Annotated in this window: 20 protein-coding genes; 12 read left to right on the top strand and 8 right to left on the bottom strand. The window is 64.9% G+C overall.

Going from position 1 to position 21817, the window contains the following annotated elements:
- Positions 1-177: 177 nt before the first annotated feature.
- Together QX132_RS00770 and QX132_RS00765 are read left to right on the top strand one after the other, a co-directional pair.
- Complete coding sequence (locus QX132_RS00770; RefSeq protein ID WP_315737801.1) at positions 178-1281, top strand: anhydro-N-acetylmuramic acid kinase; 1104 nt, start codon at positions 178-180, stop codon at positions 1279-1281.
- Between the two features lie 81 nt (positions 1282-1362).
- Positions 1363-2040 (top strand): glutathione S-transferase family protein, encoded by a 678-nt coding sequence (locus QX132_RS00765; protein ID WP_316159848.1) that lies wholly within the window; start codon positions 1363-1365, stop codon positions 2038-2040.
- A 150-nt stretch (positions 2041-2190) separates the two neighbouring features.
- On the opposite strand, the gene QX132_RS00760 is transcribed toward QX132_RS00765, so the two are convergent.
- Both QX132_RS00760 and QX132_RS00755 read right to left on the bottom strand, forming a co-directional pair.
- Positions 2191-2838, bottom strand: a complete 648-nt coding sequence (locus tag QX132_RS00760; protein WP_008971476.1) for an alpha/beta hydrolase — start codon at positions 2836-2838, stop codon at positions 2191-2193.
- A gap of 318 nt (positions 2839-3156) precedes the next feature.
- Entirely contained in the window at positions 3157-3948 is a 792-nt protein-coding gene (locus QX132_RS00755) for a LytTR family DNA-binding domain-containing protein (RefSeq protein WP_316159847.1), read from the bottom strand.
- A 172-nt stretch (positions 3949-4120) separates the two neighbouring features.
- Here QX132_RS00755 and QX132_RS00750 point away from each other — a divergent pair, with 172 nt between their 5' ends.
- The 8 genes from QX132_RS00750 to QX132_RS00715 all read left to right on the top strand — a co-directional run bounded on the left by QX132_RS00750 (position 4121) and on the right by QX132_RS00715 (position 11820).
- On the top strand, positions 4121-5284 hold the full coding sequence (locus QX132_RS00750) for a cysteine desulfurase family protein (protein ID WP_315774657.1): 1164 nt from the start codon (positions 4121-4123) through the stop codon (positions 5282-5284).
- 84 nt (positions 5285-5368) lie between these two features.
- On the top strand, positions 5369-6865 hold the full coding sequence (gene sufB / locus QX132_RS00745; RefSeq protein ID WP_315737805.1) for a Fe-S cluster assembly protein SufB: 1497 nt from the start codon (positions 5369-5371) through the stop codon (positions 6863-6865).
- 113 nt (positions 6866-6978) lie between these two features.
- The gene (gene sufC / locus QX132_RS00740) at positions 6979-7731 is read left to right on the top strand and encodes a Fe-S cluster assembly ATPase SufC (protein ID WP_315712154.1); all 753 of its coding nucleotides are present in this window, start codon (positions 6979-6981) and stop codon (positions 7729-7731) included.
- Between the two features lie 22 nt (positions 7732-7753).
- Positions 7754-9076: a Fe-S cluster assembly protein SufD gene (gene sufD, locus QX132_RS00735; protein ID WP_316159846.1), complete on the top strand. Its 1323-nt coding sequence runs from the start codon at positions 7754-7756 to the stop codon at positions 9074-9076.
- Positions 9073-10320 carry a cysteine desulfurase gene (locus QX132_RS00730; RefSeq protein ID WP_315755584.1) on the top strand — a complete coding sequence of 416 codons (1248 nt, stop codon included), beginning with the start codon at positions 9073-9075 and terminating at the stop codon, positions 10318-10320. The genes sufD and QX132_RS00730 overlap by 4 nt, the downstream gene beginning before the upstream one ends.
- The gene (locus QX132_RS00725; RefSeq protein ID WP_315737808.1) at positions 10317-10688 is read left to right on the top strand and encodes an SUF system Fe-S cluster assembly protein; all 372 of its coding nucleotides are present in this window, start codon (positions 10317-10319) and stop codon (positions 10686-10688) included. The genes QX132_RS00730 and QX132_RS00725 overlap by 4 nt, the downstream gene beginning before the upstream one ends.
- A gap of 61 nt (positions 10689-10749) precedes the next feature.
- Positions 10750-11151 (top strand): iron-sulfur cluster assembly accessory protein, encoded by a 402-nt coding sequence (locus QX132_RS00720; RefSeq protein WP_315737809.1) that lies wholly within the window; start codon positions 10750-10752, stop codon positions 11149-11151.
- A 117-nt stretch (positions 11152-11268) separates the two neighbouring features.
- On the top strand, positions 11269-11820 hold the full coding sequence (locus tag QX132_RS00715) for a TfoX/Sxy family protein (protein ID WP_315737810.1): 552 nt from the start codon (positions 11269-11271) through the stop codon (positions 11818-11820).
- Positions 11821-11853: 33 nt separating this feature from the next.
- Here the strand turns inward: QX132_RS00715 and QX132_RS00710 are convergent, their stop codons facing one another.
- Together QX132_RS00710 and QX132_RS00705 are read right to left on the bottom strand one after the other, a co-directional pair.
- On the bottom strand, positions 11854-12921 hold the full coding sequence (locus QX132_RS00710; protein WP_315737811.1) for a diguanylate cyclase: 1068 nt from the start codon (positions 12919-12921) through the stop codon (positions 11854-11856).
- A gap of 349 nt (positions 12922-13270) precedes the next feature.
- Entirely contained in the window at positions 13271-14731 is a 1461-nt protein-coding gene (locus QX132_RS00705) for a DEAD/DEAH box helicase (RefSeq protein WP_315755582.1), read from the bottom strand.
- A 484-nt stretch (positions 14732-15215) separates the two neighbouring features.
- Between QX132_RS00705 and QX132_RS00700 the strand changes: the two genes are divergently transcribed.
- The gene (locus tag QX132_RS00700; protein ID WP_410052839.1) at positions 15216-16715 is read left to right on the top strand and encodes a caspase domain-containing protein; all 1500 of its coding nucleotides are present in this window, start codon (positions 15216-15218) and stop codon (positions 16713-16715) included.
- An 8-nt stretch (positions 16716-16723) separates the two neighbouring features.
- On the opposite strand, the gene QX132_RS00695 is transcribed toward QX132_RS00700, so the two are convergent.
- The 4 genes from QX132_RS00695 to parE form a co-directional block, all read right to left on the bottom strand.
- Positions 16724-17491 carry a glucose 1-dehydrogenase gene (locus tag QX132_RS00695; protein ID WP_315772204.1) on the bottom strand — a complete coding sequence of 256 codons (768 nt, stop codon included), beginning with the start codon at positions 17489-17491 and terminating at the stop codon, positions 16724-16726.
- A 28-nt stretch (positions 17492-17519) separates the two neighbouring features.
- Positions 17520-17705: a hypothetical protein gene (locus QX132_RS00690; RefSeq protein ID WP_315712631.1), complete on the bottom strand. Its 186-nt coding sequence runs from the start codon at positions 17703-17705 to the stop codon at positions 17520-17522.
- A gap of 202 nt (positions 17706-17907) precedes the next feature.
- Positions 17908-18684, bottom strand: a complete 777-nt coding sequence (locus QX132_RS00685) for an outer membrane beta-barrel protein (RefSeq protein WP_315751666.1) — start codon at positions 18682-18684, stop codon at positions 17908-17910.
- 238 nt (positions 18685-18922) lie between these two features.
- Positions 18923-20986 (bottom strand): DNA topoisomerase IV subunit B, encoded by a 2064-nt coding sequence (gene parE / locus QX132_RS00680; protein ID WP_315712143.1) that lies wholly within the window; start codon positions 20984-20986, stop codon positions 18923-18925.
- A 270-nt stretch (positions 20987-21256) separates the two neighbouring features.
- Between parE and QX132_RS00675 the strand changes: the two genes are divergently transcribed.
- Complete coding sequence (locus QX132_RS00675; protein WP_315737817.1) at positions 21257-21787, top strand: DedA family protein; 531 nt, start codon at positions 21257-21259, stop codon at positions 21785-21787.
- Positions 21788-21817 lie beyond the last annotated feature (30 nt).

Raw genomic sequence — 21817 nt, 5'->3', positions numbered from 1 at the left:
CATTTGTTTACGGTATTGACCGCTTGTCGCGGGGACGTGCGGGAGGCACATGCCACGGATACGGGCGTTGTGGCATTATAAGATGCGCCGGGCTTGTACAAGCATGTGCACGGCCTGGGCGGGACCTCAAATCGGCCGTACTTGGCAAGCAGGGCAGGGTTTTTAGGTTCGACTGCAATGATTCTGACCGCACTTGGCCTCATGAGTGGCACCTCGCTCGACGGGGTGGACGTGGCCCTGATCGAGACCGATGGGCGGCAGATCAAGAGCCTCGGTCCCTCGGGCTACCGGGCCTATAGCGCCGCGGAGCGCAGCCTGCTGCGCGAGGCGCTCGCCGATGCGGTGCAGATCGAGCGGCGCGATGCGCGCCCCGGACGGGTGCGCGACGCCGAGCGCGTCGTGACGGTGGCGCATGCCGAGGCGGTCGCCGCGTTCCTGGCGCAGCACCGGCTCAAGCCCGAGGACATCGATATCATCGGCTTTCATGGCCAGACCGTGCTGCACCGCCCCGAACGCCGCCTGACCGTGCAGATCGGCGACGCGGCCGCGCTCGCCAAGTCCGTCCATATCCCGGTGATGCACGATTTCCGCGCTGCCGACGTCGATTTCGGCGGGCAGGGCGCGCCGTTCGTGCCGGTCTATCACCGCGCCCTGGCGCAATCGCTGTCGCGCGCGGGGCCGATCGCCGTCGTCAATATCGGCGGCGTCTCCAACATCACCTATATCGACGGCGACGACGTGCTGATCGCCTGCGACACCGGTCCCGGTAATGCGCTGCTCGACGACTTCATGCACCGGACCACGGGACAGGCATTCGATCAGGATGGCCGCGTGGCGGAGCAGGGCAACCCGGACGAGGCCTGGATCACCAGCGCGCTGGAAATGCCCTTTTTCGCGCTGCCGCCGCCGAAATCTCTCGACCGCAACGATTTTGCCGCGCTGAAGCTGGGTGATGTGAAGCCGGCGGACGGGGCCGCGACCCTGACGGCGTTCACGGCCGCAGCGATTGCCCGCATCATCCCGCTGCTGCCGAAGCCGCCGGCGAGCTGGATCGTCTGCGGCGGCGGCGCCCGCAACCATACCATGATGCGGATGTTGCGCGAGCGTGTCGCGCCGGCGAGCGTCGAATCGGCCGATGCGCTGGGCTGGTCGGCGGACGCGATCGAGGCCCAGGCGTTCGGCTTCCTGGCGGTACGCGGCATGAAGGGCCTGCCGCTGAGCTATCCCACCACCACAGGCGTGCCGTTTCCGATGACCGGCGGGGTCATTGCGCGCCCTTGATTCATGCAATTGCATGAACCTTGACAGTTCGATGCGTATGCATCTAGTTTGATGCATCTGCATCAAACTGCCGAGGATGTCATGGCGCCTGTCCTGAAGCTGATCAGCCACAAGCTCTGCCCCTATGTGCAACGCGCCGTCATTGCGCTGAACGAAAAGGGCGTCGCATTCGAGCGGATCGACATCGATCTCGCCAACAAGCCCGACTGGTTCCTGAAGATCTCGCCGCTCGGCAAGGTGCCGGTGCTGGTGGTACCCTTGGGCCAGGGCGAGGTGGCGCTGTTCGAGAGCAACGTGATCTGCGAGTACATCGAGGAGACGCAGCCGGCTGTGAGGCTGCATCCCGAGGACGCGCTGGTCCGCGCGCAGCATCGGGCCTGGATGGAGTTCGGCTCAGCGATCCTCGGCGATCTCTGGGGCCTGGAGACGACGCAGGATGCCGCATTGTTCGCCGCCAAGCGCGAGGCGCTGACGGCGAAGTTTGCTCGCGTCGAGGATGCGCTGGGCGAGGGGCCGTATTTTGCCGGCGCGCGTTTCAGCCTGGTCGACGCCGTGTTCGCGCCGATCTTCCGCTACTTCGATGTGTTCGATGCGTACGGTGATCTCGGCATCTTTGCGTCCACGCCGAAGGTTCGGGCGTGGCGCGATCAACTCGCGCAGCGGCCGAGCGTGAGGACGGCGGTCAGCGCCGACTATCCGCAGATGCTGCGCGCGTTCCTCGCGCGGCACGATGCGTATTTGTTGAAGCAGGCGGCGTAGGGAGGTTATTTTCGTACCGAGCACTCACGCCGCTCACAGTGCCATCGCCCGGCTTGACCGGGCGATCCAGTATTCCGAGACGCTGATGATCAGCCGAGAAGCCGCGGCGTACTGGATCATCCGCTTTCTTTCGCGGGTGATGACGCGACCTCACCTCACATTGGCGAGGCGCATGTCGAGATAGGCGGTGATGGTTTCCATCAGCGGCTCGAGCTTGCCGTCGAAGAAGTGGTTGGCGCCGGGGATGACCTGCTGGTCGATCACGATGCCCTTCTGCGTCTTCAGCTTCTCGACCAGCGTGTTGACGTCCTTGGGCGGCACCACCGCGTCGCGCTCGCCATGCACGATCAGCCCGGAGGACGGGCAGGGCGCCAGGAACGAGAAGTCGTAGAGATTGGCGGGCGGGGCGATCGAGATGAAGCCCTCGACCTCCGGGCGGCGCATCAAAAGCTGCATGCCGATCCAGGCGCCGAACGAGAACCCGGCGACCCAGCAGGCGCGAGCCTCGGGGTTGATGGTCTGCGCCCAATCGAGCGCGGAGGCCGCATCGGACAGCTCGCCGGTGCCGTGGTCGAACGAGCCCTGGCTGCGGCCGACGCCGCGGAAATTGAAGCGCAGCACCGAGAAGCCGCGATGCGCGAAGGCATAGTAGCACTGGTACACGATCTGATGGTTCATCGTGCCGTGGAACTGCGGATGCGGATGCAGGATCATCGCGATCGGCGCGTTCTTCTGCTTCGCCGGATGGTAACGGCCTTCGAGGCGGCCGGCCGGACCGTTGAAGATGACTTCAGGCATCAGAGAATCCTTGGCAGAGCGTCGACCGACTTCGTCCGAGCTTCATCTGGCGCCTCGCCGACGAATTCCGCAGGAGAAGTGGTGATCGAGCGCCATCCGTTCGCTTGGACGGAGCAGCGCTGGCGTGACTGGAAGTTGGCCTTCTAGCATGGAGCGCGGGGCAAAAAGCAAGGATTTTCAACGCCCGGCAAGGCGGCTGCGGCAGAGATGCAGACCGGGCCGCCGATACAGCGGCGGGGCGAAGCGGTCGCGGAACGTGATCCGAATGCGCCTGCAATTCGATGAAAATACTGGCGTTTTCGTCTGCAGCCCGGCCGTTCAGCGCAGCGACGCCGTGTGCTCCAGCTGCGCAACGGCGCTGCGATAGCGGCGGCTGCCCTGCACGGATTGTCCGCTGTCGAAGGTCAGGCCGAAATCGCCCGTTGGCAGGACCGAAAGCGCGGCGACCCGGGCCATGTTGACCAGCCGGCCGCGGTGGATGCGGACGAGCGCGAAGCGGGCGAGCTCGACCTCAACGGCCGACAAGGTGCCGCGGATGAGATGCCGCCTGCCGTCGGCCATGGCATATTCAACGTAGTTGCCGGCCGCGGCCACCCACAGGATGTCGGCCGGCGAGATGCGGATGCGGCTCGGGCCGTCGCGCAGCCAGAGCGTGGCAGTGGCAGGAGGCTCGGATCGCCGTGTCGGCTCTCGGACAGCGCTCGCGCGATAGCCGTCGTACAGCCAGAGCGTGGCACCGATGAGGAGCGCCGTCATGACGTCCTTGCGGAACTCGTACACGATGGTGGCCAGCGAGAGCTGGAAGTCGTACGCGCCGCCCGCGGTCCACATCAGCAGCTTGCGCAGCGTCACCATGCCGATCATGTGAAGCGCAGAGAAGGCGACCACGGCGGCAACGGCGAGCGCGATATGACGTGCCATGGCGGCCGGGCCCAGCCGGATGGAACGAACGGTGGCGACCAGCAGCGGCGCCAGCAGGATGAGGACGACAATGCTCGTCATCTCCCACAGCAACTGCTTTTCCAGATCATAGGCCGCGCCCCGCCTAACGGCATCGTGGGCGGCGGAAAGGGCGTTGACGACGCCGATGCCGAGCGAGAGCCCGGCCATGATCGCGTAGAAGGTACGATCATTCGGACGCAGCATCGAGCCGACAAGCTTGTTCATGGCACCGGACCCGCTATCTCAATCTCGCGCCCGACGATATCACGCTGGCCGTCGCGCATCATCATGGCGCGGGCGAGCGATGGTCGTTCGTGTCCCGAGTTGATAAGAACGAGCCATGGCCGACAGGATCTATCTCGACTGGAATGCGACGACCCCGCTGCGACCGCAAGCGCGCGCGGCGATTCTCGCCGCCATGGATCTGGTCGGCAATCCCTCGTCGGTTCACGCCGAAGGCCGCAAGGCGCGGCGGCTGACCGAGGAGGCCCGCGAGGTGATCGCCCGGGGGCTCGGCACCGTCGCGCGCCGCGTGGTGTTCACCTCGGGCGGAACCGAGGCCAATGTGCTCGCCTTGAGCCCAGGCCTGCGCGCGCCGGCCGGCCCGGTCGAGCGGCTGCTGGTGTCTGCGGTCGAGCATGCCTCGGTGCTGGCCGGCGGCCGGTTCGCGCCATCAGCGGTGCAGACGATCCCTGTCGACTCCTCCGGCGTGGTCGATCTCGGCCGCCTGGAAGCCCTGCTGGCCGGCGGGCCGCCGGCGCTGGTGTCCGTCATGGCCGCCAACAACGAGACCGGGGTGCTTCAACCGGTTTCGAAAGTCGCCGAGATGGTGCACCAAGCGGGCGGCGTGCTGCACGTCGATTCGATCCAGGCATTCGGGAAAATACCCCTCGATATCAAGCAGATGGGCGCGGACCTTGTGACCATCTCTGCGCACAAGATCGGCGGACCCAAGGGCGTCGGCGCTCTGGTCCTGGGCGCCGGCGTGGAGGAGCCGATTCCGGTTCTCCGCGGTGGTGGCCAGGAGCGCGGTCGCCGGGCTGGAACCGAAAACGTGGCCGGAATTGCCGGATTTGGCGCCGCGGCCGGCGCTGCCCTGGCTTCGCGCGAGGTAGACCTGACCCGGATCACGGCGCTGCGCGACCGGCTGGAAGCGGGCCTTCGTCAGACCGCTGGCGTAACGGTATTTTCGTCCGAAGCGGCGCGGCTTCCGAACACGACGCTGTTCACCGCACCGGGGCTCAAGGCCGAGACGGCCGTGATCGGCTTCGATCTCGAAGGGATCGCGGTGTCTTCCGGCTCGGCGTGCTCGTCCGGCAAGGTCCAGCCGTCCCATGTGCTGGAAGCGATGGGCGCCAGTTCCGCAGCGGCCCAGGGAGCGGTGCGCCTCAGTCTGGGCTGGTCCACCACGGAGGCGGAGGTCGATCGTTGCGTCCAGGCTTGGCGAAAGCTGTCGTTGACCCTACTTAAAGGAGGCGACGAAACCGTGCTTGAGCGATTCTAAGGGCGTGATTTCGTCGAGGAAACGTCGTAAGACGGTTCCAGAAGATGTCCACCGCGGTCCTTGAAACCGCGAGCGGAGGATGGAATGCCAGCCGTACAAGAGACGGTCGACCGCGTCAGGCGGATCGACGTCGACCAATATCGCTATGGGTTCGAGACTGTCATCGAATCCGAGAAGGCTCCGAAGGGGCTTTCCGAAGACACCGTCCGCTTCATCTCGGGCAAGAAGAACGAGCCCGCCTGGATGCTCGAATGGCGCCTCGAGGCCTATCGCCGCTGGCTGACCATGACCGAGCCGACCTGGGCGCGCGTCGACTATCCCAAGATCGATTTCCAGGATCTCTACTACTACTCGGCGCCGAAGCCGAAGAAGCAGCTCTCCTCGATCGACGAGATCGATCCTGAGATCCTGAAGACCTATGAGAAGCTCGGCATTCCCCTGCGCGAGGTTGCGATCCTCGAAGGCGTCGAGCCGGTGCCCGGCGCTGGCAGCCCCGAGACGCGCAAGATCGCGGTCGATGCCGTGTTCGATTCGGTGTCGGTCGCGACCACGTTCAAGGAGGAACTGAGGAAGGCCGGCGTGATCTTCATGCCGATCTCGGAAGCCATCCGCGAGCATCCCGAGCTGGTGCAGAAATATCTCGGCAGCGTGGTGCCGACCTCGGACAATTTCTATGCGACGCTGAATTCGGCGGTGTTCTCCGACGGTTCGTTCGTCTACGTGCCGCCGGGCGTGCGCTGCCCGATGGAGCTGTCGACCTACTTCCGCATCAACGAGCGCAACACCGGCCAGTTCGAGCGCACGCTGATCATCGCCGACAAGGGCGCCTACGTTTCCTATCTCGAGGGCTGCACCGCGCCGCAGCGCGACGAGAACCAGCTGCACGCGGCCGTGGTCGAGCTGGTCGCGCACGATGACGCCGAGATCAAGTACTCGACGGTGCAGAACTGGTATCCGGGCAATTCGGAAGGCAAGGGCGGCATCTATAATTTTGTCACCAAGCGTGGCGACTGCCGCGGCGACAATTCCAAGATCTCCTGGACCCAGGTCGAGACGGGATCGGCGATCACCTGGAAATATCCGAGCTGCATCCTGCGCGGCGACAATTCCCGTGGTGAATTCTATTCGATCGCGATCTCGAATGGCTATCAGCAGGTCGATAGCGGCACCAAGATGATCCATCTCGGCAAGAACACGACCAGCCGGATCATCTCCAAGGGCATCGCCGCAGGCCGCTCGCAGAACACCTATCGCGGCCTGGTGACGGCGCATCGCAAGGCGTCCAACGCGCGCAACTTCACCGCCTGCGATTCGCTGCTGATCGGCGACAAGTGCGGCGCGCACACCGTGCCCTATATCGAGGCCAAGAATTCCTCGGCCACTTTCGAGCACGAGGCGACGACGTCCAAGATCTCCGAGGACGTGCTGTTCTACTGCGTCCAGCGCGGCCTTTCGCAGGAGGAGGCGGTCGGCCTCGTCGTCAACGGCTTCGTCAAGGACGTGCTGCAGCAGCTGCCGATGGAGTTCGCGGTCGAGGCGCAGAAGCTGATCTCGATCAGCCTCGAAGGATCGGTCGGCTAAGACCACATGGGAGCGGGTCCGCGGCGCGGCCCGCTCTTGCTGACATCAACATCATCCGCCCTCGGACCCGATCGATCGGTTGCTCCAGGGCAAGCGTTGAGCGGAAACAGATTATGGCACTACTCGAAATCAACAATCTGCAGGTCCGCGTCGAGGAGCGCGAGATTCTCCACGGCCTGACGCTTTCGATCGACGCCGGCAAGGTGCACGCCATCATGGGGCCGAACGGCTCCGGCAAGTCGACGCTCTCCCATGTCATCGCCGGCAAGCCGGGCTATGAGGTCACCGGCGGCGAGATCCTGTTCAAGGGCGAGGATCTCCTGGCGATGGCGCCGGACGAGCGCGCCGCCAAGGGCGTGTTCCTGGCGTTCCAGTATCCGGTCGAGATTCCAGGCGTCGCGACCATGACGTTCCTGCGCACCGCGCTCAACGCGCAGCGCAAGGCGCGCGGCGAGGAGGAGTATTCGACGCCGGATTTCCTCAGGAAGGTGCGCGAGATCTCGAAATCGCTCAGCATTCCGCAGGACATGCTCAAGCGCGGCGTCAATGTCGGCTTTTCCGGCGGCGAGAAGAAGCGCAACGAGGTGCTGCAGATGGCGCTGTTCCAGCCGTCGCTCTGCATCCTCGACGAGATGGATTCCGGTCTCGACATCGATGCCCTGCGCATCGCCGCCGACGGCGTCAACGCGCTGCGCTCGCCGGAGCGCTCGATGATCGTGATCACCCACTATCAGCGGCTGCTGAACTACATCGTGCCCGACGTCGTTCACGTGATGTCGAAGGGCCGCGTCGTGAAGAGCGGCGGCAAGGAGCTCGCGCTGGAGCTCGAGGCGTCCGGTTACGCCCAGTTCGAAGACGCGGCCTGATCGCTGCGTGAATGGATCTGTGATGAACGTAGCTTTGGTCAAGAACGACAGCGGTCCGGCGGCGAGCAGCTTGCTCTCTGCCGCTTTGGGCCGTCTGCCCGGCATCGGCAAGGTGGCTGATATCCGGCGCGAAGCCTTCGCGGCTTTCGAGCGCACGGGCCTGCCGCACCGGCGCATCGAGGAATGGAAGTACACCGACCTGCGTGCCCTGGTGCGCGAGGTGCTGCCGCTCGCGGGCGCGCCAGATGCGGCCGCCTTGGCGCGGGCGAAGGCCGCGATCGCGTCAATCGCGATCGAAGGTGCGACCAAGCTCGTGTTGGTCGATGGTGTATTTGCCGCCGATCTGTCGGACCTCGCGGCAATGCCGTCGGGCGTCACGGTGAAGACGTTGGGCGCGGTGCTGGACGAGCAGTCCAACGAATTCCGAGGCGACCTGCTGCTGGCCACGGTGGCCGACCCGATGCTGTCGCTCAACGCGGCGCTCGCGACCGACGGCGTCGTGGTGACGGTGGCCGATGGTGTGCAGCTGTCGTCGCCGCTGCAGCTCATTCACGTCGCGACCGCTCCCAAGGCGGCGCGCTACAGCCGATCGCATGTGCGGATCGGGCAGGGCGCCCGCGCGACTTTGGTGGAGACCAGCATCGCCGCGGACGGCGCGTCCGCCTATCAGGCGAATGATGCGGCCGTGATCTGGGTCGGCGACCAGGCTGCGCTGTCTCATGTCCGGCTGATGCGCGACGCCGCTGATGCGGTGAACATCTCCTCCGAGCTGTTCACGGTCGGTGCCAAGTCGAAGCTCAGCCTGTTCAACATGACCAGTGGCGGCGCGATCAGCCGGCTGCAGGCGTTCTTCACGCTCGCCGGCGAGGGGAGTGAGCTCATCGTCAACGGTGTCAACCTGCTGCGCGACAAGCAGCATGGCGACATGACCCTGGTTGTCGACCACGCGGTGCCCGGCTGCACCAGCCGCGAGAACTTCCGCGCCGTGCTCGACGATCGTGCCCACTCGGTATTCCAGGGCCGGATCATCGTGCGCCCCGACGCGCAGCAGACCGACGGCAAGATGATGACGCGGGCGCTGCTGCTGTCCGACGAGGCCGAGGCCGACAGCAAGCCGGAGCTCGAGATCTTCGCCGACGACGTCTCCTGCGGCCACGGCGCCACTGCCGGCGCGCTCGACGAAAGCCTGCTGTTCTATCTGCGCGCCCGCGGCCTGCCCGAGAAGCAGGCGCAGGCGCTGCTGATCCAGGCCTTCGTCGGTGAGGCGATCGAGGCGATCGAGGATGATGGCCTGCGCGAGCGCGTCATCGCCGCCGCCCAGGACTGGATGGAGGCGCGCGCATGAGCACGCATCCCGCTGTCTCAAACGGCTCCTACGACGTCGCCCGCATCCGCGAAGATTTTCCGGCGCTGGCGCTGCAGGTCTACGGCAAGCCGCTCGTCTATCTCGACAATGCGGCGTCGGCGCAGAAGCCGCGCGCCGTGCTCGACCGCATGACGCAGGCCTACACCAGCGAATACGCCAACGTGCATCGCGGCCTGCATTATCTCGCCAATGCCGCGACCGAAGCTTATGAGGGCGGCCGCGAGCGTGTCACGCGCTTCCTCAACGCGCGGCGCAGTGAAGAGATCATCTTCACCCGCAACGCGACCGAGGCGATCAACCTCGTCGCATCCTCCTGGGGCGGACCGAACATCGGTGAAGGCGACGAGATCGTGCTCTCGATCATGGAGCACCATTCCAACATCGTGCCGTGGCACTTCTTGCGCGAGCGCCAGGGCGCCGTGATCAAGTGGGCTCCGGTCGACGATGACGGCAACTTCCTGATCGACGAGTTCGAGAAGCTGCTGACGGACAGGACCAAGCTGGTCGCGATCACGCAGATGTCGAACATGCTGGGCACGTTGGTTCCGGTGAAGGAGGTCGTGCGATCAGCGCATGCGCGCGGCATCCCTGTGCTGGTCGACGGCAGCCAGGCCGCCGTGCACCTCGCAATCGATGTCCAGGACATCGATTGCGACTTCTATGTCTTCACCGGCCACAAGCTGTACGGGCCGACCGGCATCGGCGTGCTCTACGCCAAGTACGACCACCTCGTTGCCATGCGCCCCTACAATGGCGGCGGTGAGATGATCCGCGAGGTCGCGCGCGACTGGGTCACTTATGGCGATCCGCCGCACAAATTCGAGGCCGGCACCCCGATGATCGTCGAGGCGGTCGGGCTGGGCGCCGCGATCGATTACGTCAATTCGGTCGGCAAGGAGCGCATCGCCGCGCACGAGCACGACCTGCTCACCTATGCCCAGGATCGGCTGCGCGAGATCAATTCGCTGCGGCTGATCGGCACCGCCAAGGGCAAGGGCCCGGTCATCTCGTTCGAGATGAAGGGCGCGCACGCGCACGACATCGCGACCGTGATCGATCGCCAGGGCGTCGCGGTGCGCGCGGGCACGCACTGCGTGATGCCGCTTTTGGAGAGATTCAACGTCACGGCGACCTGCAGGGCCTCGTTTGGCATGTACAATACGAGGGAAGAGGTCGATCAGCTTGCACAGGCATTGATCAAGGCGCGGGAATTGTTTGCATGACCGACACGGCCGACGTCAAAACTCAGACTGTCGAAACCCATTCGGCGCTGCCGCCGGAGGAGACCGAGCGGCTCTCCACCGAGATCATCGCGGCGCTGAAGACGGTGTTCGATCCGGAGATCCCGGCCGACATCTACGAACTCGGCCTGATCTACAAGGTCGACATCAAGGACGATCGCAGCGTCGACGTCCTGATGACGCTGACGACGCCGAACTGCCCGGCGGCCGGCGAGTTGCCGACCATGGTGGAAAACGCGATCGCCAGCGTTCCGGGGGTCGGCGTGGTCAATGTGAGCATCGTCTGGGAGCCGCAATGGACGCCGGACCGGATGAGCGACGAGGCCCGGCTCGTCCTGAACATGTGGTGAGACGAGCGGGCACGAAGTTTGAATAGTAAGGGCGGATCACATACCCCGCCGGGATGACGCCATGACCAGCACGACGAATTCGACAGCGCCTGTTGCCAAGCCCAAGCCGCGGCCCCGTCCGCAGGTGATGCGGCTCACCGATGCGGCGGCCAGGCGCATCCGTGAGCTCACTGATCGCGCCGAGTCCGAGATCATCGGATTGCGTGTCGGTGTCAAGAATGGCGGCTGCGCCGGTCAGTCCTACACGGTCGAATATGCCCATGATATCCGGCCGACCGACGAGGTCGTCGAGGACAAGGGCGTCAAGATCCTGGTCGATCCCAAGGCCGTGCTGTTCCTGCTCGGCACAGAGATGGACTATCAGGCCGACAAGATGCAGGCGCAGTTCGTGTTCAACAATCCGAACCAGATCAGCGCCTGCGGCTGCGGCGAGTCGGTTCAGCTCAAGCCGGCCGAGGTCTGATCGTCCGCTTTCAGCCAGGGCGGCACCGGAGCTGTCGCGTTCCGGACATTGACACGCGCCACCCTCTCGACCGAAAACTCCAGGCGGGCAACTGGGGCGTTGGCGAGAGCTGGTGCGATGGACCGCGAATTCCTGATCGATCTGTTCGCCGGTTTCGGTCCGGTCACGATCCGGCGGATGTTCTCCGGCTTCGGCATCTCCGCCGACGGCATCAACTTCGCGCTTGCGCTGCGCAGCGGCCTTTATCTCCGTGCTGATGAAACCAGCTTTGCCAGGTTCGAGGAGGCCGGATCCAAGCCGTTCTCCTACGAGACCCGCGCGCGGACCATGACGGTGCGCTCGTATTGGCAAGTGCCGGCGCATCTGTTCGACGACTCCGACGAGTTCGCGATATGGGCCAGAGATGCGTTTGCAGCGGCGCAAAGAGCGGCCCTGAGCAAGCAGACCAGGAAGCGGGCGGCATCTCGCCGCGGGCGCGAGCAGGGTCCGGCACGTGGCGGGGTGCAGCCCGGTGCGACCAAGCCAGCGGCGAAAACGGCCAAGCCGGCCAAGACGCGGAAGGTCGCCAAGACGATCCGCAAAGCGCCCGCGGCAGGTCGCAAGACGCGCAGTGCGACAGCAGCGTCGGGCCGACAGAAATCCCGCACGCCATCATCGCGGACGCGTTGATGCTGCTGCCGGGGCAACGCCGGCACCGTCCAGTCAGGCCACCCGACCTCGCGTCGTCGTCGCGTATTCGGGATCGTTCTCGCACACCACCTTGTTGCGCCCGTTGCGTTTGGCGGCATAGAGGCAGGCGTCGGCGCGTTCGATCAGCGTATCGGTATCGTCGCCGGCCCGCAGCAGCGACACGCCGACCGAGATCGTCACACGTCCCAGGATCTCCCCGGTCGACTTCTTCTTCAGCTCCTTCGCCGTCACGGCGCGGCGGATGTGATCGGCGACGGTCAGCGCGTGCTGCAGCGAGGTGTTCGGCAGCACGACGGCGAATTCCTCGCCGCCGTAGCGCGCCGCGATGTCCTGCCCCTTGATGGCGTGCTTCAGGGTCATCCCGACCAGGCGCAGCACCTGGTCTCCGGTGAGATGTCCGTAGGAATCGTTGAAGGACTTGAAATGGTCGATGTCGAACATCAGCAGCGACAGCGGCTGTTGGGTCGCGAGCCCCGATTGCACCGTCGTTTCGATCATCCGGTCGAAATATTTGCGATTGCCGAGGCCGGTGAGCGGATCGGTCAGGCTCTCGGCCCGGATCACCTCCAGGCTATGCTGCAGCCCGCTGATCTCGTCCTTCGACAGCGTCAACCGCTCTTCGAGGATCCGGTTGGTCTCGCGCATCTGCCTGGTCGAATCGGTGAGCGCCTCGATGATGTCCACCAATTGCTCGCGGCTGGTCGCCGACGCGAGCCGCTGATCGGCGCCCGCGAGGCTCGCATCGTAGCTCGCCGTTCTGCCGAGAGCATCGGTGAGCATGTTCACCAGGTCGTCGATCTCGCCGACGACGCGCGCGCCGACCTTGTCGATGCGATCCGACGTCTTGAGCTGCGCGAGGTAGGAGTCGTACAGCTGATCGAGATCGGACTGCGACAGCTTGCCGTTGCGCGACAGCGTCTCGTTGATGATCTCGTTCAGCGGTGCGTTGTAGCCCGTCGCGTAGACGTACCAGACCTCGTAATTGCGCGGATTGGCCGAATGGCGAAGCGTTCTGATCTGGCTGAGCGCGACTTCGGCGAAGCCTATCGTGCGTTCGTGTTCGTCAAGCGCATTGACCACCACAGGTTCTCCCCAATCGCCCGCGTCGCCGTCGTCACAGCAATGAAATAAACAATGCCGGCCAAGCTAAAGGACGTTTGTGAACCAGGGGTAAATACGGCCGTAGTATCCCGGATACACCCAAGCCACGCATACGGGAAAGGCACCTCATATGTTCAATGAGCTACATAGGATGCTTCTGGGAACTTGCTGAAGCGGGCTGGAGCTGTTCGCTCGGGTGTGCGCCTCGCTGATAGCTCCAGCGCTGTCGTCGACTTAAGTCTCATGTCTGACGGAAGCGGCAGCTGATCTTTTTGCGGACGCGACGTTCCGGGCGACCACATTTGGAACAGCCCGGAATCTTGCTTGCTCAGGGAAGCGGTGCCCTCACCGGGCGAAGCAGGAACGCCGGCAGATGTGAGTGATCAGCGGGCTCGTTGTCGAGGTCGCGCCGCGGCCGCCGCGCTTCATTGCGAGGCTGTTCGTTACGAGGCTGTTCCTTGCGAGCGCTCGGCGCGGCAGGCCGAGGAGAATTTGCCTGTGCGGCGCGCGGCGCTGCCGCCCGCGGCTCACGCTCGCGCGGGGCTGCATCACGCTCGCGAGGGGCCGCATCGCGCTCCCGCGCCTTGCCGCGGCTGCCGCGACGCGCGGCGTCACGCGGACGGCGCTCACGCGTGTCCTCGTCGCCCGAGGATTCCTGCACCTCGTAGTCGCCCTCGATCGTCGGAATGCCCTGTCCGATCAGCTTCTCGATGGCGACCATCGACTTCTGGTCGGCCGGGGCCACGATCGAGATTGCGGTGCCGGTCCGTCCGGCACGGCCGGTGCGGCCGATGCGGTGAACGTAGTCGTCGGAATGATGCGGCACGTCGAAATTGAAGACGTGGCTGACTTCCGGAATGTCGAGGCCGCGTGCGGCGACGTCGGAGGCGACAAGCAAGGGCAGTTCGCCCTTGCGGAATTGATCGAGCGCGGCCGTGCGGGCCGACTGGTCCATGTCGCCGTGCAGGGCGCCGACGCTGAAGCCATGCTTCTGCAGCGACTTGTGAACGATGGCGACGTCGCGCTTGCGGTTGCAGAAGATGATTGCGTTCTTCAGATCCTTGGCGTCCCGCAACAGCCTGCGCAGCACCTCGCGCTTCTGATGCGCCTCGCGTCCGGATGGGACCTGCAACTGCGTCACGGTGACGGCGGTGGTGGCCGGCTTGGAAACCTCGACCTTCTGCGGGTTGTGCAGGAAGGCTTCGGTGATGCGCCGGATCTCCGGCGGCATGGTTGCTGTGAAGAACAGCGTCTGGCGGGTGAAGGGGACGAGCTTGCAGATGCGCTCGATGTCCGGGATGAAGCCCATGTCGAGCATGCGATCGGCTTCGTCGATAACCAGGAGCTCGACCCCGGTGAGCAGCAATCCGCCGCGCTCGGTATGGTCGAGGAGGCGGCCCGGCGTGGCGATGAGGACGTCGACCCCGCGGGTCAGCTTGGTGTCCTGGTCGCCGAAGGAGACGCCACCGATGAGGAGCGCGACATTGAGCTTCTGCCCGGCGCCATAGCGATCGAAATTCTCCTTGACCTGGGCGGCCAGCTCGCGGGTCGGCTCCAGGATCAGGGTGCGCGGCATTCGTGCGCGGGCGCGGCCCTTCTCGAGGATCGTGAGCATCGGCAGGACGAACGCGGCGGTCTTGCCGGTGCCGGTCTGGGCGATGCCGAGCACATCGCGGCGCGCCAGGACGTGAGGAATCGCTTGTTCCTGAATGGGCGTGGGGGTGGTGTAACCGGTGGCCGCAACTGCAGCCAACACCTTGTCGGACAAGCCGAGATTGGAAAAAGACATCGAGCCTCTATGTCACGCGCCGATAGGCACGGGGCCTCTATTCGACGCCGCCGTTAGGAATCGAGGGGTAAAAGGCTGTGGTCGCGCTCAACCCCGAAACGGCATGCTCTAAGGAAGCTGGGGGTTTTCTGACTAACGCCGACCCGCGGTCAATCTCTCAGGAATCGGATGCGATCCGGCCGCGCTGCTGCGGAAGATAGGGGCGAATCCTGCAAAGTCAATGGAAGAGGGGAACGAAGTACCGAAAAAGCTTAATGTTTTTGCATTATTTGCGGGCAACCTGTCGTCGAGCTGTCGTATTCGGCTGCTCCGAAGCTCTGGCCGGCCGCTGGCGGAAAGCGCTCTGGTCGAATTGTCGACGGAATTGCGGCGTGTGTTCGGCAGGGAGTTGGAGCGGCCCGCGGGCGCCTCGGAGATGAACCGGTGGCGGCGTGCCGCCGACTATCGATGGCGGCAGCCCACGCAATGAAGGCAGGGACGGACGATGAGATCGATGCGGACGTGGCTGGCGTGCGGGCTGGCGATGGCGGCGGTGGTTCTGGCGCCGGCCGCCGCGCATGCCGAGAAGCGCGTTGCGCTCGTGATCGGCAACAACGACTACCGCTACGTTCCGAAGCTGCAGAAGGCCGTCAACGACGCGCGCACGATGGGCGACACGCTGAAGCAGCTCGGCTTCAATGTCATGGTCGCGGAGAATCTCAGTCGCCAGCAGTTCAGCCAGACGCTGCTGGCGTTCGACAATTCCGTCGAGCCGGGCGACACGGCATTCTTCTTCTATGCCGGCCACGGCTTCGAGATTGCCGGTCAGAACTTCCTGCTGCCGACCGACGTGCCGGCGGCGACCGAAGGGCAGGAGGAGCTGGTGCGCGACGCCTCGATCCTCGCGGACCGCGTCATCGAGCGGCTGCAGAACAAGAAGGCGCGCACCTCGATCCTGGTGTTCGACGCCTGCCGCAACAATCCGTTCGAGCGCTCGGGCACCCGCGCGGTGGCGGGCGGGGGTGGCCTGGCCCCGATGACGCAGTTGCCCGAAGGCGTATTCTCGGTGTTCTCGGCCGGTCCGCGCCAGACCGCGCTCGATCGGCTCTCCAACGATGACGCCAATCCGAACTCGGTGTTCACGCGCACCTTCGCCAAGGAGCTGACGCAGCCCGGCGTCAATCTGGTGCAGGTCGCACAGCGCACCCGCCGTCTGGTCAGCGAACTCGCCGAGACCGTGCGGCACAAGCAGATTCCGGTCTATTTCGACCAGATGGTCGACGATGTGTTTCTCAACGGCATGGCGAAGGGCCCGGCCGCGGCCGACAAGCCGGCCGAGCCGCAGCCGAAGCTCGCGGCGCTGCCTCCCGTCTCTGCGCCACGCATCCCTCCGGCGAGCGAAAGCTTGAACGCGCCGATCGCGATGTTCTCGCGCCACAATGGCGGCTGGACCGTCACGTTCTCGATCGCCGATCCGACGCTCGGTATTTCCTGGCGCATGGGTGAGGCAGGGGACTTTCGCGAGACCGGCTTCATGGACGTGCTCGATCCGCGCACGCGCAAGCGCATGCCCAATCCCTCGATCCAGCTGTCGGCGGATGCGCCCGCGGGCACCATCCAGGTCCGCTATGTCGATGCATCCGGCGAGATGCAGGGACCGTTCCCGATCCGCTTCGAGCCGGAGGCCGCGCTGGTGCGTGACCAGCGCAAGATCCTCGACATGACGGCGACGAGCTGGCTGTCGTTCCGCGAGTTCAACGGTCTCCTAGTCTACTACACGCACCTGATGTCGTATCGCTGCGCGATCCGCGAGGTCCGCATCGGTATCGACACGGCCGTGCCGGACAAGGTCCTGAACATGCCCGGCTGCGATATGCGCGATCCCATTGCGATTCCATCCAACGCCACGCCCTATTTGAAATTGCCGCCGGCGACGAAGTTCGTCTCGGTGGAGTTGACCTATCGTGACGGCAGCGTTTCCGAGATCAAGAGCTTTCGTCGCTGAGGCCTCGGCTACGCCATGATCGAATAGCCGCCGTCGACGGGAATGGCTGTGCCGGTGACGAAGTCCGAGGCCGATGAGCTCAGAAACGTGGCGATGCCGGCGAAATCGTCGATGTCACCCCACCGTGCCGCGGGCGTGCGCGCCAGCACGCGGTCGTGCAGGCCGTCGATCTGGCTGCGCGCCGCGCGCGTCAGGTCGGTGTCGATCCAGCCCGGCAATATCGCGTTGACCTGGATGTTGTCGGGCGCCCAGGCGCAGGCACAGGCGCGCGTGTACTGCACGATTCCGCCTTTGCTGGCCGCATAAGCCGGCGCGAAGCTGGCGCCGAAGATCGACAGCATCGAGCCGATGTTGATGATCTTGCCGCCGCCGTTCGCCTTGAGGGCCGGGTAGGCGGCCTTCGAGCACAGGAAGGCGCTGGTGAGATTGGTGTCGATCACCTCCTGCCACTCCTCCAGCTCGAGCACGTGCGGCGGCTTGCGGATGCTCATGCCGGCATTGTTGATGAGGATGTCGATGCGACCGAGCTCGCCGGTCACGCGCGCGACCATGGCGGTGACGTCGTCCCTGTTGCTGACGTCGGCCGTGACAGCGATGGCGTTGACGCCGCGCGCCGCCAGATCGGCAACTGCCGCCTGCGACTTGGCTTCGTTGCGGCCGACCACGGCGATGTCAGCGCCGGCATCGGCAAGCCCGCGCGCCATCCCCAGGCCAATTCCGCCGTTGCCGCCCGTCACGATCGCAACCTTGCCCCTCAGGTCGAAACGGTCCGCCATGCGGTGTCTCCATTGTTGTGGTCAGAGATCAGCAGGTGCCCTGCCAGATCATCACCAGGCCGAGCGCACCCATGCCGACGCCGTAGCCTGCCCACTGCAGCTGGTTGATCATGAAGCTCGTCCGCGGCCATGCCACGACCCCGGTGCCCTGACCGACCCAGAGCAGGCCGATGGCGAGCAGAAGCAGGCCGCCGATCATCAGGAATTTCCGCATGGCCACTTCCTCCCTCATCGACCGCGTCACAGCATCGGAAACGCTGCTGCCGTCTTTTTTGTGAAGTTTTGTGACGAGGAGGCTAGCGGCCGGCGCGGCAGATGACCAGCGGCTCCAGCCGCCAATATCCGAGCCAAAAACAAAAAGCCCCGGATCAACCGGGGCTTTTCGCAGAATTATTGAAAGATCGAGTGCGTTCGGCTCAGTACTTGACGACCGGGCCGGTCCAGTTGAAGCGGTAGACCAGCGAGGTGCTGATGGTCTGCACCCACGGCTTGAAGCTGACCGAGTCCGTGCTCAGAGCATTGGTGCCATCGAAGCGGACGGCAATGTCCTTGCGGTCGTAATAGGCCGCGCGATATTCGGTCTTCATGAACCAGCCCGGCGCCGAGATGCCGAAGATGTTCAGGTTGTTCTCGACGCCGCCGCCGACGAACCAGCCGTTCCGGTTGAACGAGTCGGTATGCAAGCCCGAGGCAGCACCGGTGAGGGTGGTCAGACCAGTGCCCGACCAATGCGATCCGGAGTAACCGGCATTGACGTATGACAGGACATTCGGAGCAACCAAATAGCCAATGCGAGCGCCCGCGGCCCAGGCATCCTGCATCTTGATGCGGCCAGTGAGGGCCGGCGCAATCTGGTCCTGCACGGTGCCGCGCATGCTGCCGAACTGACCATCGGCGAACACGCCGAAGACCCAGGACGGATTGAACTGCCAGTCGTAGCCGGCGCCGACGGTGCCGAACCAGCCGTCGCCGCCGACGCGCTGATCGATCGTCACCGGCACGCCGTTGAAGTTGGTGTGCGAGTCTGCATCCCAGATGCCGCCGCCGGCACCACCGAAGATGTAGAAGCCGGTCCAGCTCGGCGCCACCGGCATCATCGGAGCCTTCACATAGGGGCGAGCCGCCAGATCAGCAGCCGAAGCGGCACCCGTGATCGCAACCAGCGCAGTGGCAGCAAGCAAAAGCTTTTTCATATTCAATTCCCCAAGATCGTCATGTCGCAGGTGCCGGGTTGCGGCGGCGATTCCCTCGCCAGATGTGCCCGAACTATAGCCGATTGGTGCCCAAAAGCTGTTGCCGGTTGACCACACCGGAGGGGAAAGTGCGGTGCGGGACGCCTTAGCTTTCTGTAAACAACTGAAACAGAAAGAGAAAAGCAGGCCCAGGCGAGCGAATGGAACCTGCAATCGAGGCGTGAAATCGGGTCAAAAGCTAGACGTCGAGCAGCTCGTCGCTGGCGAATTCGGCCTTTTCCGAAATGAAGGCGAAGCGGGCCTCTGCCTTGGTCCCCATCAGCCGCTCGACCGAGTCGGCGGTGCCGTCGCGATCCTCGGCCAGCAGAACCACGCGCAGCAGGGTGCGCTTGGCCGGATCCATGGTGGTTTCCTTGAGCTGTGCCGGCATCATCTCGCCGAGACCTTTGAAGCGGCCGATCTCGACCTTGGCGTTGGCATTGAACTCGCGCTTCAGGAGCTCGTCCCGATGGGCATCGTCGCGCGCGTAGAACGTCTTGCTGCCATGGGTGAGCCGGTAGAGCGGCGGCACGGCGAGGTAGAGATGCCCCTCGTCGATCAGCGGCCGCATCTGCCGGTAGAAGAAGGTGATCAGCAGCGAGGCGATGTGGGCGCCGTCGACGTCGGCGTCGGTCATGATGATGATGCGCTGGTAGCGCAGATCCTCTTCGCGATACGACGTGCCGGTGCCGGCGCCGATCGCCATCACGAGATCGGCGAGCTGGGCGTTGGCGGTCAGCTTGTCCTTGCCCGCCGAGGCGACGTTGAGAATCTTGCCGCGCAGCGGCAGCACGGCCTGCTTCTTGCGGTCGCGCGCCTGCTTGGCGCTGCCGCCGGCCGAATCGCCCTCGACGATGAACAGCTCGGAGCCTTCGGTGCCGGCGTCGGTGCAGTCGGCGAGCTTGCCGGGCAGGCGCAGCTTCTTGGTCGCGGTCTTGCGCGCCGTCTCCTTCTCCTGCCGGCGGCGGATGCGTTCCTCGGCGCGCTCGATGACGAAGTCGAGCAGCCGGTTGGCCTGCACCGGATTGCCGGACAGCCAGTGGTCGAACGGGTCCTTGACGGCCTGCTCGACGATGCGCTGGGCCTCTGCCGTGGCGAGGCGGTCCTTGGTCTGGCCCTGGAATTCCGGCTCGCGGACGAACACCGAGAGCATGATGGCGGCGCCCGCCATGATGTCCTCGGAGGTGATGTTGGCCGATCGCTTGCCCTGGCCGACGCGCTCGGCGTGGTCCTTCAGGCCGCGCAGCAGCGCGCTGCGGATGCCGGATTCGTGCGTGCCGCCGTCCGGCGTCGGAATCGTGTTGCAGTAGGAGGAAAGGAAGCCGTCGGCATCGGCGGTCCAGGCGACCGCCCATTCGCAGCCGCCATGGCCACCGGTGCGGCCCGACTTGCCGGCGAAGATATCCGGATGGACCAGCGTGTCGGCATGGATCGCTGCGGCCAGGTAGTCCTTCAGACCGCCGGGGAAGTGGAACGTCGCCTCGGCCTGGACGTCCTCGATGCCCTTCAGCAGCGACGGATCGCACTTCCAGCGGATCTCGACGCCGCCGAACAGATAGGCTTTCGAGCGCGCCATCTTGAACAGGCGCTGCGGCTTGAACGTCGCCTTGGCGCCGAAGATGGTCGGGTCGGGTTGGAAACGCACCCGTGTGCCGCGCCGGTTGGCGACCTTGCCGACCTCCTCGAGCTTGCCCTTGGGATGTCCGCGTTCGAACACCATGCGGTAGAGCTTCTGGTTGCGGGCGACCTCGACCTCGAGCCGGGTCGACAGCGCGTTCACCACGGAGATGCCGACGCCGTGCAGGCCGCCCGAGGTCTCGTAGACCTTGGAATCGAACTTGCCGCCCGCGTGGAGCGTGCACATGATGATTTCGAGCGCCGACTTCTTCGGAAATTTGGGATGGGGATCGATAGGGATGCCACGGCCGTTGTCGGTGACGGTCAGGAAACCCTCCGCATCGAGCTCGACCTCGATGAAGGTGGCGTGGCCGGCCAGCGCCTCGTCCATCGAGTTGTCGATGACCTCGGCGAACAGGTGGTGCAGCGCCTTTTCGTCGGTGCCGCCGATATACATGCCGGGGCGGCGCCGCACCGGCTCGAGGCCCTCGAGGACCTCGATGTCACGGGCAGTGTAATCGCCCTCGGCACTCGCCGAGCGGGCGGCTGGCTTGGCCGGAGCCTTGCCCTTGGCGGCGAACGCCGCCAACGGGTCCGTGACGCCCTTGGCCTTAGCTTTTGCAGCTGATTTCAACGGCTTACCCATGGAATCTGATGTTGCGTGTGCGCAAGATGGAACGAATCGTTGGGCCTGACTATGCCATGGACCGGCATAAAACAATGACCCGGGAAACAACGACGTTCACCGGCCCGCCACGTCTTGGCCGGTTCCGATCGCCGGATCGACGCTGTTCACGCGGTTCAGCCGGTTGTTGTGACTTGAAGTGGGCGGGTTCGGTGGCGTACCAGTCTGCGCCAGGGAACCGCGAAGGCCTTCAAGCACTTAAGCGCCCCGGAGCAGAAAGGCGTCGAGCAGATGGAAGATTTTGGCCGCGCGGTTGCCGACTTCGTGCGCGACCATCAGGCCTGGGCTGCTCCGATCGTCCTGCTGCTTGCCTTTGGCGAGTCCCTGGCCTTTGTCTCACTCCTGATTCCCGCCTGGGGCGCCCTGGTCGCGATCGGCGCCCTGATCGGCGCCACCGGGATCAGCTTCTGGCCGATATGGCTGGCCGGGGGCATCGGCGCCGCGCTCGGCGACTGGCTCTCCTATTGGTTCGGCTACCGCTACAAGGATCGTGTCGCCCAGATGTGGCCACTGTCGCGCTACCCGGAGATGCTTCCGCGCGGCGAGGCCTTCGTGCGCGATTGGGGCGTGCCGAGCATCTTCATCGGCCGGTTCTTCGGCCCGTTGCGTGCATCGGTGCCGCTGGCGGCGGGCATTTTCGAGATGCCCTACATGGTGTTCCAGATCGCCAACTTCGTGTCGGCGCTGGTGTGGTCGGCGGTGCTGCTGCTGTTCGGCGACATCATCGGGCGCATCATGGAATGGCTGTGGCATGCGGTCTGATGCCAGCCCCAAAAACGGGGGCCGGGCCGA

This window comes from Bradyrhizobium sp. SZCCHNRI20481 (assembly GCF_032485055.1).
Taxonomy (GTDB): Bacteria; Pseudomonadota; Alphaproteobacteria; order Rhizobiales; family Xanthobacteraceae; genus Bradyrhizobium.
This window is presented reverse-complemented; position numbering and strand designations above follow the sequence as displayed.

What these genes read in the sequence shown, in the direction of transcription:
- parE (WP_315712143.1), bottom strand. Translation starts at nt 20,986, where the DNA reads ATGGGTAAGCCGTTGAAATCAGCTGCAAAAGCTAAGGCCAAGGGCGTC.
- QX132_RS00715 (WP_315737810.1), top strand. Translation starts at nt 11,269, where the DNA reads ATGGACCGCGAATTCCTGATCGATCTGTTCGCCGGTTTCGGTCCGGTC.
- QX132_RS00700 (WP_410052839.1), top strand. Translation starts at nt 15,216, where the DNA reads ATGAGATCGATGCGGACGTGGCTGGCGTGCGGGCTGGCGATGGCGGCG.
- QX132_RS00760 (WP_008971476.1), bottom strand. Translation starts at nt 2,838, where the DNA reads ATGCCTGAAGTCATCTTCAACGGTCCGGCCGGCCGCCTCGAAGGCCGT.
- QX132_RS00720 (WP_315737809.1), top strand. Translation starts at nt 10,750, where the DNA reads ATGACCAGCACGACGAATTCGACAGCGCCTGTTGCCAAGCCCAAGCCG.
- QX132_RS00730 (WP_315755584.1), top strand. Translation starts at nt 9,073, where the DNA reads ATGAGCACGCATCCCGCTGTCTCAAACGGCTCCTACGACGTCGCCCGC.
- QX132_RS00765 (WP_316159848.1), top strand. Translation starts at nt 1,363, where the DNA reads ATGGCGCCTGTCCTGAAGCTGATCAGCCACAAGCTCTGCCCCTATGTG.
- QX132_RS00725 (WP_315737808.1), top strand. Translation starts at nt 10,317, where the DNA reads ATGACCGACACGGCCGACGTCAAAACTCAGACTGTCGAAACCCATTCG.
- QX132_RS00755 (WP_316159847.1), bottom strand. Translation starts at nt 3,948, where the DNA reads ATGGCCGGGCTCTCGCTCGGCATCGGCGTCGTCAACGCCCTTTCCGCC.
- QX132_RS00695 (WP_315772204.1), bottom strand. Translation starts at nt 17,491, where the DNA reads ATGGCGGACCGTTTCGACCTGAGGGGCAAGGTTGCGATCGTGACGGGC.
- QX132_RS00675 (WP_315737817.1), top strand. Translation starts at nt 21,257, where the DNA reads ATGGAAGATTTTGGCCGCGCGGTTGCCGACTTCGTGCGCGACCATCAG.
- sufB (WP_315737805.1), top strand. Translation starts at nt 5,369, where the DNA reads ATGCCAGCCGTACAAGAGACGGTCGACCGCGTCAGGCGGATCGACGTC.
- QX132_RS00685 (WP_315751666.1), bottom strand. Translation starts at nt 18,684, where the DNA reads ATGAAAAAGCTTTTGCTTGCTGCCACTGCGCTGGTTGCGATCACGGGT.
- QX132_RS00705 (WP_315755582.1), bottom strand. Translation starts at nt 14,731, where the DNA reads ATGTCTTTTTCCAATCTCGGCTTGTCCGACAAGGTGTTGGCTGCAGTT.
- QX132_RS00770 (WP_315737801.1), top strand. Translation starts at nt 178, where the DNA reads ATGATTCTGACCGCACTTGGCCTCATGAGTGGCACCTCGCTCGACGGG.
- sufD (WP_316159846.1), top strand. Translation starts at nt 7,754, where the DNA reads ATGAACGTAGCTTTGGTCAAGAACGACAGCGGTCCGGCGGCGAGCAGC.
- QX132_RS00690 (WP_315712631.1), bottom strand. Translation starts at nt 17,705, where the DNA reads ATGCGGAAATTCCTGATGATCGGCGGCCTGCTTCTGCTCGCCATCGGC.
- QX132_RS00750 (WP_315774657.1), top strand. Translation starts at nt 4,121, where the DNA reads ATGGCCGACAGGATCTATCTCGACTGGAATGCGACGACCCCGCTGCGA.
- sufC (WP_315712154.1), top strand. Translation starts at nt 6,979, where the DNA reads ATGGCACTACTCGAAATCAACAATCTGCAGGTCCGCGTCGAGGAGCGC.